Annotated in this window: 12 protein-coding genes; 5 read left to right on the top strand and 7 right to left on the bottom strand. The window is 67.3% G+C overall.

The window, feature by feature from the left end; genetic code table 11:
• Nucleotide 1: 1 nt before the first annotated feature.
• From M5I08_RS00420 to M5I08_RS00430, 3 genes are all read right to left on the bottom strand, one after another.
• A complete protein-coding gene (locus M5I08_RS00420; RefSeq protein ID WP_219066553.1) occupies nucleotides 2-193 on the bottom strand; it encodes a hypothetical protein in 192 nt (63 codons plus the stop codon).
• 120 nt (nucleotides 194-313) lie between these two features.
• Nucleotides 314-664, bottom strand: a complete 351-nt coding sequence (locus tag M5I08_RS00425; protein WP_219066552.1) for a metallopeptidase family protein — start codon at nucleotides 662-664, stop codon at nucleotides 314-316.
• A gap of 4 nt (nucleotides 665-668) precedes the next feature.
• Nucleotides 669-1985 (bottom strand): septum formation family protein, encoded by a 1317-nt coding sequence (locus tag M5I08_RS00430; protein WP_219066551.1) that lies wholly within the window; start codon nucleotides 1983-1985, stop codon nucleotides 669-671.
• Between the two features lie 101 nt (nucleotides 1986-2086).
• Here M5I08_RS00430 and serS point away from each other — a divergent pair, with 101 nt between their 5' ends.
• Entirely contained in the window at nucleotides 2087-3343 is a 1257-nt protein-coding gene (gene serS, locus M5I08_RS00435; RefSeq protein ID WP_219066550.1) for a serine--tRNA ligase, read from the top strand.
• A 211-nt stretch (nucleotides 3344-3554) separates the two neighbouring features.
• Here the strand turns inward: serS and M5I08_RS00440 are convergent, their stop codons facing one another.
• Together M5I08_RS00440 and M5I08_RS00445 are read right to left on the bottom strand one after the other, a co-directional pair.
• On the bottom strand, nucleotides 3555-3896 hold the full coding sequence (locus M5I08_RS00440; protein ID WP_219066549.1) for a hypothetical protein: 342 nt from the start codon (nucleotides 3894-3896) through the stop codon (nucleotides 3555-3557).
• The gene (locus M5I08_RS00445) at nucleotides 3893-5443 is read right to left on the bottom strand and encodes an MBL fold metallo-hydrolase (protein WP_219066548.1); all 1551 of its coding nucleotides are present in this window, start codon (nucleotides 5441-5443) and stop codon (nucleotides 3893-3895) included. The genes M5I08_RS00440 and M5I08_RS00445 overlap by 4 nt, the downstream gene beginning before the upstream one ends.
• 122 nt (nucleotides 5444-5565) lie before the next feature.
• On the opposite strand from M5I08_RS00445, the gene M5I08_RS00450 reads away from it, so the two are divergent.
• Genes M5I08_RS00450 through M5I08_RS00465 form a run of 4 tightly spaced genes read left to right on the top strand, consistent with a single transcriptional unit; the run spans nucleotide 5566 to nucleotide 8767 of the window.
• A complete protein-coding gene (locus M5I08_RS00450) occupies nucleotides 5566-6348 on the top strand; it encodes a lysophospholipid acyltransferase family protein (protein ID WP_219066586.1) in 783 nt (260 codons plus the stop codon).
• A 1-nt stretch (nucleotide 6349) separates the two neighbouring features.
• On the top strand, nucleotides 6350-7102 hold the full coding sequence (locus M5I08_RS00455) for a lysophospholipid acyltransferase family protein (RefSeq protein ID WP_249763446.1): 753 nt from the start codon (nucleotides 6350-6352) through the stop codon (nucleotides 7100-7102).
• A gap of 35 nt (nucleotides 7103-7137) precedes the next feature.
• Complete coding sequence (locus M5I08_RS00460; RefSeq protein ID WP_219066546.1) at nucleotides 7138-7923, top strand: lysophospholipid acyltransferase family protein; 786 nt, start codon at nucleotides 7138-7140, stop codon at nucleotides 7921-7923.
• A 28-nt stretch (nucleotides 7924-7951) separates the two neighbouring features.
• Nucleotides 7952-8767, top strand: a complete 816-nt coding sequence (locus M5I08_RS00465; protein WP_219066545.1) for an HAD family hydrolase — start codon at nucleotides 7952-7954, stop codon at nucleotides 8765-8767.
• An 18-nt stretch (nucleotides 8768-8785) separates the two neighbouring features.
• Here the strand turns inward: M5I08_RS00465 and M5I08_RS00470 are convergent, their stop codons facing one another.
• Both M5I08_RS00470 and M5I08_RS00475 read right to left on the bottom strand, forming a co-directional pair.
• Nucleotides 8786-10432 carry an N-acetylmuramoyl-L-alanine amidase gene (locus tag M5I08_RS00470; RefSeq protein ID WP_219066544.1) on the bottom strand — a complete coding sequence of 549 codons (1647 nt, stop codon included), beginning with the start codon at nucleotides 10430-10432 and terminating at the stop codon, nucleotides 8786-8788.
• A 167-nt stretch (nucleotides 10433-10599) separates the two neighbouring features.
• Nucleotides 10600-11451 (bottom strand): hypothetical protein, encoded by an 852-nt coding sequence (locus M5I08_RS00475; protein ID WP_219066543.1) that lies wholly within the window; start codon nucleotides 11449-11451, stop codon nucleotides 10600-10602.
• Between the last annotated feature and the right edge of the window lie 109 nt (nucleotides 11452-11560).

Genomic DNA, 11560 nt, shown 5'->3' on the forward strand with positions numbered 1-11560 from the left:
TCTAGCCGGCGAGCGCGTCGGCCTCAGCGCAGCGGCAACCGACCGCGTCGCAGTCGACGACGAAGGCGTGCGGCATCAGCTCCGGGCTGGTGCAGCCCTCCTCGGTGCACTCCGCTCGGCGCAACAAGTGGCGAATGATCGTGCCGTGACAGTGTTCTAACCCTGCTCGGCAGTCGGGGCAGCCTGTGCTCACGTGCGCGGCTCCTCCTCATCGCTTCGCTCTGCATCATCGCAGCGCGGTCCATTCGCCGTTCTTAGCACCGATCGCCGACAGGCCCTCGTCGCCGCGCCCGGCGGATCCTGGTTAAGTTGCTCAGGCCCAGCCCAGTTCGTGTAGCCGGTCGTCGTCGATGCCGAAGTGGTGGGCGATCTCGTGAACCACAGTGATCTTCACCTCGTCGACGACCTCCTGCTCGTCGGCGCAGATGTCCAGCAACGCCTCGCGGTAGATCGTGATGGTGTCCGGCAGCGAACCGCCGTAGTTGGAATCGCGCTCGGTCAACGCCACACCCTCATACAGGCCGAGCAGTTCGGCGTCCTCGGGGTCACGGTCGGCGACCAGCACAACCACGTTGTCCATCACGGCGGCCAGCTGCGGTGGGATCAAGTCGAGTGCGTCGGACACCAACTCGTCGAACCGTTGCGGATCCATCCGCACAGTCACCGGGCTACTCGCCCGGTGCGGGTGGTGGTGGCGCCGGCGGAGGCTGCGGCGCGGGTGGTGGCGGGGGAGCCGGTGGTGGGGGCGGTGGTGCTTCGGGAGCCGGCGCTGCTGGTGCTGGCGGCGCTGCCGGTGCGGGCTGCTCCGCCGCGGCCGGCTGGCCCGGTAGGTGTTCGTTGCCCTGTCGCTGGCTGCTCGAACCGGTCGATCCGGTCGACGACGTCGACGACGTCGACGATTCGCCGGTATTCGGAGTGACCGGTATCGGCGGCAGGTTGAGCCGCTCCTGTGGAATATCGGGGGGCGGGACGGGCGGCTGACCGTTGATCCGCAGCTGGCCCTTGGCGCTGTTGAGCAGCGTCGCCCAGCCGCCGTTGCCCAGGGTCGCGCCGATGCTGCAGGCAACCTCCCGGCTGCCGGCCGACCAACTGGGCAGCGACAGCGTGCTGTAGATCAGCGTCAGGGTGGTGCCGCGCAACTGGACCGGCGCGAGGTAGGCGTCGGTCAGCCGGGTGCAGGAGTCCTTGATGAAGGCATCTTGTTCGGGCTCGGGCGGCAGCGCGCCCGGGAACTTGGCGAGCAAGTTCACCGTGCCGGTGACCTCCATCGCGTGCGGTGCCGCGCAGTCGGTCGGGATGTCGGTGGGTTGATTGGTCGCGGGGTCGATGCCCAGGCAGGTGCCGTCCGGCCACACCTTGGACTGGTCGACATCGGCGACCTGGCCTTTGACTGCGAGCTGCTCGTTGCCGGTGCCGGGCAGCTGCAACCCACACAGCATCCGCCGCTCTCCGGACTGCTGCCACGCCTTATCGCCGGACCACAACATGCTGATGATGAACTTGCTGTTCGGGTCGAACTTGGCGCCCAAATAGCGCCGAACCGCCGACTCGCACTGCTCCTGGCTGATCTGCTCGATACGGGTGGCCGACGGCGGCGGGGCGTCGGGGCCGTACTCCGAACCGGGGAACGTGCGCATGTCGATGGACTCAGCCACCTCAAACCGGTGCTCGTCCTTGCAGTCGGCGATGCTCGCAGCTTCGGGCATTCGATCGGGCCACATCAGGCAGTTGCCGCTGGCCGCGTGGTTGAAAGCGTCATTGCCCTTGGAGCCCGTGCTCGGGACCGGGTCGATGTAACCGGTCAGCCGACCGGGACCATTGCCGATCGGCAGCGCGGTGACCAGGCCGGCGATGAGCAGACCGCCCAGAGCCGTCAGCAGCAACGCGCGCCGGGTGGCCGAGGCATGCAGGGCGCCGAGCCACTCGACCCGCGGCAAGCTAAGCCCCCGGGCCAGTCGCTCGAGCACCTCGGATGCTTTAGACATTGGCCCTATTCTGACAGGCTGGCCGGGTCCCGTGACAGCTGATGCAGAAGTAATCTCTGTGGTTATCGCGGGCCGGCCGCTTCCGCGTAGGGTTCTAGGCCGTGATCGACCTGAAGCTGCTCCGCGAAAACCCAGACGCCGTGCGCCGCTCCCAGACCAGTCGAGGCGAGGACCCCGCGTTGGTCGACGCGCTGCTGGCAGCCGATACCGCACGCCGGACCGCGATCGCCAGGGCCGACTCGCTGCGGGCCGATCACAGGGCCGTCAGCAGGGAGGTGGGCAGGGCGTCGGCCGAACAGCGCCCGGCGTTGCTGCGGCAGGCCGGCGATCTGGCCGAGCAGGTCAAGGCGGCAGAGGCCAAGCAGGCCGACGCCGAGGCGGCGTTCACCGCCGCGCACCTGGCTATCTCGAACGTGATCGTCGACGGGGTGCCGGCCGGCGGGGAGGACGACTACACCGTCCTCGACGTCGTCGGTGAACCGGCCGCGATCGACGATCCGAAAGATCACCTGGAACTGGGCGAGGCGCTGGGTCTGATCGACATGGAGCGCGGGGCCAAGGTATCGGGTTCGCGGTTCTACTTCCTGACCGGGCAGGGAGCATTACTGCAGCTGGGATTGTTGCAGCTGGCGATCCGACTGGCGGCAGACAACGGCTTCACCCCGGTCATTCCGCCGGTGCTGGTGCGTCCGGAGGTGATGTCGGGCACCGGATTCCTCGGCGCGCACGCCGAGGAGGTGTACCACCTGGATGCCGACGACCTGTATCTGGTCGGGACGTCCGAGGTACCACTGGCCAGCTACCACGCCAACGAGATCCTCGACCTGTCCGGCGGTCCGCTGCGCTACGCGGGCTGGTCGTCGTGCTTTCGCCGCGAGGCCGGCAGCCACGGCAAAGACACCCGCGGCATCATCCGCGTGCACCAGTTCGACAAGGTCGAGGGCTTCATCTACTGCACGCCCGCCGACGCCGAGACCGAACATCAGCGGCTGTTGGGCTGGCAGCGGCAGATGCTGGCCCTCATCGAGGTGCCCTATCGGGTAATCGACGTGGCCGCAGGCGATCTCGGCTCGTCAGCGGCCCGAAAGTTCGACTGCGAGGCATGGATACCGACTCAGGGCACTTACCGCGAGCTGACCTCGACGTCGAACTGCACCACGTTCCAGGCGCGGCGACTGGCCACCCGCTACCGCGATACCGGCGGCAAGCCGCAGATCGCCGCGACGCTCAACGGCACACTGGCCACCACCCGGTGGCTGGTCGCCATTTTGGAAAACCACCAACGACCCGACGGCAGCGTGCGGGTTCCCGATGCCCTGGTGCCGTTCGTCGGCACCGAGCTGCTGGAGGCCGTCTGAGACGCCCGGGCGCTGACCGACGAAGGGCCGTCGAGTGTGCGGGTTATGCGCGAAATTCGCTACGAATTCGTTCGAAGACCGCACGCCCGGCGCTGGCCGGCCTTCGAAAGCGACGCTTTGCAGCGAAAGTACGAGTGACCGCCTGCAAAAGGTCGATGTCGGTGTCAGTGCGCCGCAGAAGCCACCGCGAGCGAATTAACGACTCAGGACACTAATCCTGTAGGTCCAGCAGCCGGTCCAGCAGCGCGGTGAACTTGTCCGGGTCCGCCGGTGTGAACGCCGGGCAGGTCCTGGCCCCCGGCACGTCCAGGGTGATCAGCGTTGAGCGCAGTGGACGGCGCATGTCTAGCGGCAACCACCGGCGTAGGTCTGAGCTGCCCCAGATGCGGAACCGGTGCAGCAGCAGCCCCAATGGTTCGGCGGTGTAACCGCGGATCCGCTCCAGCGCGACGACCTTCGAGGTGCCCGACGGAAAGTGGTAGCGGCGCAGCGTGATTGCCTCGCGGTCCAACTGGATCAGGCCGTCATCGTAGGGGTCGTAGGAGTCGCTCATGGCCGGCAGCTCCGCAGCTCGTGGCCTCGCGTGGTGAGACAGCGGCCGTTCTCCAGATTCCACTGCCACCCATGCAGATTGCAGGTCAGCGTGCTGCCCTCGACCACCCCGAACTTGGACAGGTCGGCTTTCAGGTGCGGGCATCGGCGCTGAATCTCCCAGCCGTCCAGGGTGATCGACGCGGTATCGTCGTGCGCCTCGCCGAACCAGCCGTCGGCGTAGGCGATCCGTTCGTCGGTCAGGCACTTGAAAAACGTGTACAGGTATTCGTTGTAGCCGCCGACGCGCCACGCTTTGAACCGGGTGGACAAGAAGATGGTGTTGACCCAGTCGGGCTCGTTGTCGCGCAGCACGGTGCGCACCAGTTCCGGCGGGATCGCAAACCCGTAGCGGAACTTCTCGTCTGGAATAGCCTCCCGCACAGTGCGCTTCGGGAAGTCGAGCACCACCCGTTGGGGGCCGAGCACCAGTTCGGCCGGATAGCCGATACCGTCGCAGATCTCGTCGCCGGCCAACATGATCGGCTCGAACACCGCCCGCAGCGGCTCGAGCAGCGACTCGCCGGCGGCGGGCGCCCAACTGGCTTTCTCGGCTGCCAACGCCGGCTGCATGCGGGCGGCGTAGTCGGCGATGTAGGCCGCCTTGCCGGTGGTGAAGATCGCTTCCACCTCGTCGGTGGGCAGCGGGTGACTCAGCGAGTCCAGTTGCGCGCCGCAGAATTCGGCGGTCGACCCGGGCATCATCAGCAGGCCGCGGTCGCGCCCGTGCCGGCGCAGCTGGTCGAGGAACACCATCTGGTCGGGGAAGATGTTGGCCGGATCGGCGTGGTCGTCGTTGAGGTGGCGTAGCTCGGGGTCCAGGAAGCAGGGCGGCCCCGCCGACGGAATCACCCAGCTGGCGCCGACCTGTGCGATGTATTGGCGCGCCCGGTCCATCTGGCGCTGCCGCTTCTGAATGCCGAACGCCTCCTTGGCGCGCGCCGGCATCTCGTAGACCATCGGGTACCAGATCGCTCCCGAATACTGCAGCATGTGCACGTCGACGTGACCGAACTCGGACGTCAACACGTCTAGATCGACCGGTCGGGCGTCGTTCATGTTGAACGCTGTCGTCACGCCGTCGCAGACCGCCAGCGCAGAATCGCCGATCGGGCCGTCGGCCGGCGCCCGCAGCGCGATCACCATGACGTCGAGGTCGCCCTTCGGCCTGCTGATCCGGTGCTTGACCGAGTCGGTGGTTTCGAAGAACCGGTGAAACCCCAGCTTCGCCAACTCGTTCCGTAAGTCCGGCACCGGAAAGTCCGGCAGCAGCACCACGGCGTCTTTGTTGACGTGCTGTGCCAGCAATTCGGCGTCGAAGTGGTCCTTGTGCAGATGCGAGATATAGAGGTAGTCGCAGTTGCCCAGGCTGTCCCAATCGAGCTGGCTGTTGTCGGGGAAGGGAAACCAGGAGGCGAAGTAGGCCGGATTGACCCAGGGGTCGCACAGAATGCCGCCCGCCTGGGTGTCGATCCGAAAGCCGGCATGGCCGACACTGGTGACCTGCACTGATGCCCTTCAAAACCTGGTCGGAGGAGACTGATCTGCCCCACCCGAGCTTAGCGGCAGAGCCGAACGAAACGCCCGACCCGTGACAGCCGCCCAGCCGGAAACATTTAGGGTTGAGCATCGTGGAACCGGTATACGGGACGATCGTCCAACTGGCCCGTTTGGCGTGGCGATTGCAGGGTCTACGTTTCACGCTCGACGGGGTGGACAACCTGCCCACCACCGGCGGCGCCGTCATCGCCATCAACCACACCAGCTATTTCGACTTCACCTTCGCCGGGCTGCCCGCCTACAAGCAGGGACTCGGGCGCAAAGTGCGGTTCATGGCCAAGCAAGAGGTCTTCGATCACAAGATCGCCGGGCCCATCATGCGCAAGCTGCGACACATCCCGGTGGATCGGGCGAGCGGCGCCGCGTCGTTTGATGCGGCGGTGCAAGCGCTCAAGGCCGGTGAACTGGTCGGCGTCTATCCCGAAGCGACGATCAGTCGCAGCTTCGAAATCAAGGAGTTCAAGTCCGGCGCCGCCCGGATGGCGATCGCGGCCGACGCGCCGATCGTCCCGCACATCGTGTGGGGCGCCCAGCGAATCTGGACCAAGGACTATCCCAAGAAGCTGCTTCGTCCCAAGGTGCCGATCGAGGTGGCGGTCGGCGAGCCGATCCTGCCGACGCTGCCCGCGCCCGAGCTGACGGCTTTGCTGCACTCCCGAATGCGGCAACTGCTGGAGCGGGTGCAGGACTCGTATAGCCCGTATCCGGCCGGCGAGTTCTGGGTGCCGCACCGGCTGGGCGGCGGCGCACCCACGCTCGCGGAGGCGGCCCGGCTGGAGGCTGAGGAAGCCAACCAACGCGCCGCCGCCCGGGCGGCTCGTGACCGAGCAGGTCCGCCGAGCGCACCGGAGTAGCATCATGGAGCCGGTTTTCCGAACTCTCGAGATCGCGGCCAAGGCCGTGGTAAAGGCCACCGGCACCAGGATCACGTATGAGAACCTGGAAAACATTCCGCGCACCGGCGGTGCGGTGATGGCGATCAACCACACCAGCTATGTCGACTGGCTGCCGGCGGCGCTGGCGGTGCATCAGCGCGGGCGGCGCATCCGCTACATGATCAAGGCCGAGATGCAGCAGGTGAGGACGGTCAACTTCTTGATCAGGCACACCAAGACCATCCCCGTCAACCGCGGCGCCGGAGGCCAGGCCTACGCGGAGGCCGTCCGACTGCTCCAGGCCGGCGAGGTGGTCGGCCTGATGCCCGAGGCGACGATCAGCCGAAGTTTTGAACTCAAGGACTTCAAGACCGGGGCAGCGCGGATGGCGCTGGAGGTCGGCGTCCCGATGATTCCGCTGATCGTCTGGGGCGCCCAGCGGATTTGGACGAAAGACCACCCGCGGAATCTGGGCCGCAGGAAGATCCCGGTGATCGTGGCGGCGGGTAGGCCGTTGGCGCCCGCCGGTGACGTCGAGCGGCTTGACGCGGCGCTGCGCGAGCAAATGACGTCGTTGCTGCACCGCGTGCAGGAGGAATATCCCCACCCGGAAGGCGCGTTTTGGGTGCCGCGACGGCTTGGCGGAAGCGCACCTACGGTGGCGGAGGCAAAGATTCTTCAGGACACTGAAAGGGCCGATCGCGCCCGCAGACGCGCGGAGCGCAGTCCATGACGTGGCGGGCCGAGTTACCCGAAAGGACACCGAGCATGGCAGAGCCGCTTTACCGCTTCTGTGAGTGGGTCGTGCCACCGGTCGTCGCGATGAACGGAACCAAGTTCACGTTCCAAGGCCTCGACAACATCCCCGAGCGGGGCGGCGCAATACTCGCCCAGAACCACACCAGTTACGTGGACTGGCTTCCGTCGATGTTTGCGGTCCGGGAGCGGGGCCGACGGATGTATTTCATGATCAAGGCCGAGATGACGGAAGTGAAGGCGGCGAACTACGTCATCAAACACGCCAGGCTCATCCCGGTGGACCGCAGGAACGGGCACGACGCCTTGGAGGTCGCCGTGCGGCGGCTGCGCGATGGCGAGCTGATCGGGATGCATCCCGAGGCCATTATCAGCCGCAGTTTCGAGCTCCGCGATTTCAAGACCGGCGCGGCCAGAATGGCGCTGGCGGCGCGGGCGCCGATCGTCCCGATGGTCGTCTGGGGCGCCCATCGTATTTGGCCGAAAGACCACCCGAAAAAGGTGTTCGGCAACAAGATTCCGGTCACCGTGGCCGCGGGCCGGCCGCTGGCCCCGCGCGGTACGGCCGAACAACTCAACGTTGCGCTGCGCGAAGCGACGAACCAGCTGCCCTACCGGGTGCAAGAGGAATACCCGCACCCACCGGGCGAGTTCTGGGTCCCCCGGCGACTGGGTGGCAGCGCCCCAACCCGGGAGGATTCCAAGGGGCTCCGGTTGGCCGAATCGCAAAAGCGCATGCGCACAGGAGGAACCGACGGCGTGACGCGGCCCGGGCAAGCCCAAAGCGGAATACATTGACCGCTGGCCGCCAAGATGGATCGACGCGGTGACTCTGCCCGCCCTGATCGCGTGCGATGTGGACGGCACCCTCGTCCTTGGCGACGAGAAGATCACACCGCGCACCCGCAACGCAGTGCGCGCCGCCGTCGAGGCCGGGGCGCAGTTCGTGCTGGCCACTGGGCGCCCACCGCGCTGGGTGCAGCCGGTGGTCGACGAGCTGGGCTTCGCGCCAATGGCCGTGTGCGCCAATGGCGCGGTAATCTACGATCCCGCGACCGACCGCGTGTTGTGCGCCTGGACACTGTCCGTCGAGACCTTGGGCGAACTGGCTGAGATCGCCACGCGCGCTATCCCGGGCGCCGGGTTGGCCGTTGAGCGGATCGGCCGCAGCGCGCACGACACCGCGACGCCGCAGTTTGTCAGCTCACCGGGCTACGAGCATGCCTGGCTCAATCCTGACAACACCGAGGTGTCAAAAGAAGATCTGCTGAGCGCCCCGGCAGTGAAACTACTGATCCGCAAGACCGGTGCAAGCAGCGCCGACATGGCCGCCGAGCTCGCCAGGCATGTCGGCATCGAGGGAGACATCACCTACTCCACCAACAACGGGCTGATCGAAATCGTGCCGTTGGGCATCAGCAAGGCCACGGGCATCGCGGAACTCGCACGCCCACTGGGCATTCCCGACGACGAGGTGGTGGCGTTCGGTGACATGCCCAATGATGCGCCGATGCTGCTGCGCGCCGGCCACGGGGTGGCGATGGGCAATGCGCACCCCGAGGCGATCGCCGTCGCTGATGAGGTGACCACACCCAACACCGACGACGGGGTGGCGCGGGTGCTGGAACGCTGGTGGCTGTGACTGGCTATCGGCCGGGGCTTAGTCGGCGGGATGGACCGGTGAGAACCGCTCCAGCTGAATCGGCGGTCCGCTCGGCGGCGACGGCAGCAGCTCCTCGGCGACGCCGTCGATCACCCGACTGACGCGTCCGCTGAGCCGATCGAAGTCCAGCGTGCCGTGCTGGAAGTTCTGCTTCACCCATTGCGGCTCCTGCAACTCGCCGCTGGTCGGCAATCCCAGAGCGCCTCTCTCGTAGCCGAGCGAGGCCCACGCGTCATAGATGGCTCCGGTGACGGGTTGAGCACCGGTGTCTGGCGACCAGTACATCGCGCCGTTGGCGAAAGTCGCGTAGCGCGCGGAGCCTGCCCCGGTCGCCTCCGGGGATGTCGGTGCGCCCAGCGCGCTGTTCAGCCCGCCCATCGACTGCCAGCGGTCGTAGATCGCGCCACCCTGCAGCGACAAGGCCAGGTCTTCCGGTCTGGGCGGGCCGTTGAAACGAGCTGCGGTATCGCGGATCTCGTCCAAAAGCCCGTAGGCCACGTTGCCCGGGCAGTCGGTGGCGCCGACGTCGCGGTGGCTGAAGATGGTCGGCAGGCTCGCCGTGGCATCGACGGGAACATGGGTGTCGGCGCCGCCGGCCGAGGCCAATGTGACCGTGCCTTTGGGGTCGACCCGATCCAGTCCTAGCCGCCAGCCGAGCAGCCGCCCGACCGTGTGCAGCTGGACCGGCGTCGGCGCAACGTCGTCGAAGTTGCCGATCATCGCCACACCCCAGGTCTCGCGGTTGAAGCCGCCGGTGTGGTCGCCCTGCACCGGCCCGGTGAGCGCGCCCGCTCTGCCCTCGAACACTTGGCCGTACTTGTCGACCAGCGCGTTGTAGGCGATGTCGCACCAGCCCAGGATCTGGGTGTGGTACGCGAAAATGGACTGCACGATCGCCGCCGAGTCCTGCGGCTGGTAGTCGTTGTTCTCGGCGGTGTGATGGACGACGGCGGCGCGGATGGGCGCACCGAACGGCCGGTTCCCGCAGCGCACCAGTTCATCGGCGCCCCACTGCGTGCGGGGGATGATGTTGGGTGGCTGACCTGCCGCGATGACGGCGCTCGGCGGCGTCCACTGGGTGTCGACCGGTGCCTGCGGCGGCGAAATCAGGACAGCCGAGATGTTCTGCGCCAGCGGTTGTTCCACGGTGGCGGGCAGGTATCCCCGGTCAGCTGCTGCCGGCGTCGAGCCGATCGGTTGCGAGGTGGGCGCCGCGCCCGGCGGGCGGCTGACCGCGATCTGCACGGTTGTGGTTTTGCCGACGAATACCGGATCGGTGCCGGATCGACGAGGTATTCGGTCGTGGTCGCCCGGGCCCGGCAGCGCCTCGGCCTCATGCGTTTCGTACCAGGGCCCCCACGAGCCGTCGGTGCGGCGGGCGCGTACCCGTGCCGACGTGCCGCTGAGGTCGTCGCCGGTCAGCGCGACCATGGAAAACGGTGTGCGTTGGCCGACTTCGCGGATCGTTACGCCCCCGCCGAGGCCGACCAACGGTTGCCGGGCGAGGTGAGTGTCGCCGGGCCGGGCCGCCTGATGCCGCTGGTCCCGATGTCCGGTGGCCGGGTCAACCGCCCACGGAAGAATCACCGCCGTCGCCGCGATGACGGTGACCAGCGTCGTCGGCGCGGGACGGCGGAGCGGCACAACCCGATGTTACTTATGTGTCTGCTGTTGCAGATGATTCGACACGCTACATAAGTGAACTATGTGAACCCACGGCACGACACCGCAGAGACGGGTCGGCGCTGGTCGCGCCGGACCTCACTGCTGCGGCGCCGTTTCGGGTGGTAGCCGGAAAGGCCGGCCTCCGATCAGGGCACCGGCGGCGCCGGTACGGGAAGAGCCGCGGCCGGATTGGCGCCCTGGGCGGCCTGCATGATGCCGGGCATCAGCACGCCCTTGAGCAGATCGATGGCCTGACCAGCGCCCAACTGATTAGCCGCGCTCATCAGGTCGCTCACCAGCCCTCCGCTTGCGCCGGAAGCCGGTGCGGCGCCGAGCGAGGGATCGCCGAGGATCGGGTAGGTGCCGCCGGCACCCGGGTCCAGCCCGATCGGGTCGCTGATCGGCAATTCGCTCGGATTAGTCAGCCCGCCGGACGACGGGTCGAAACCGGTTGGACCGGTGGGACCGGTGGGACTGGTCAGGCCGGGGTTGGTCAGCGATGGGCTGGTCAGGCCACCGGCCGCACCCGGTGTGAGGCCGGGGGCGGTGCCCGGCGTCACACCCGGCGTCAAACCCGGGGTGGTCAGGCCGGGCGAGGTCAAGCCCGGAGTGGTCAGGCCGGGCGAGGTCAAGCCCGGTGAGGTCAGACCGGGCGAGGTCAAGCCCGGAGTGGTCAAGCCCGGAGTGGTCAGGCCGGGCGAGGTCAAGCCCGGTGAGGTCAGGCCGGGCGAGGTCAGGCCGGGGCTGGTGGCACCGGTCAGGCTCGGCACCGGCGGAAGGTTGACCCCGAATTGCGACAGTCCTTGGGACAGCGCGGACATCAATTCGCCGGGCAGGTCGGTCATCCCCGCGGCCCGGACGAACTCGCGGTGCTGGGCGGCCGGCTTGGTGTCGGCTGACACGTTGCAAACCGCAACGTAAGCAAAAGGACACGCGACTGCCAGAGCGGCGACTGCGCTCGTGGCTGTCGAGAGCCTGCGTCGGCGTCGGTTCGGCACTGGAGTCTCCTCAATCTGGACTATGTGATCTGCGGTTTCCTGCCCGCTGCGGGCGAGCAAGGTGCCCGAGATGCGATCCTCGGGCCACGTGATTGATGGTACTGACGTG

The organism is Candidatus Mycobacterium methanotrophicum (assembly GCF_023515995.1).
In the GTDB taxonomy this organism is placed as follows: domain Bacteria; phylum Actinomycetota; class Actinomycetes; order Mycobacteriales; family Mycobacteriaceae; genus Mycobacterium; species Mycobacterium methanotrophicum.

Bases quoted from the DNA above. Each gene is read 5' to 3' on its own strand.
- M5I08_RS00440 (WP_219066549.1), bottom strand. From the start codon at position 3,896: ATGAGCGACTCCTACGACCCCTACGATGACGGCCTGATCCAGTTGGAC.
- M5I08_RS00430 (WP_219066551.1), bottom strand. From the start codon at position 1,985: ATGTCTAAAGCATCCGAGGTGCTCGAGCGACTGGCCCGGGGGCTTAGC.
- M5I08_RS00460 (WP_219066546.1), top strand. From the start codon at position 7,138: ATGGCAGAGCCGCTTTACCGCTTCTGTGAGTGGGTCGTGCCACCGGTC.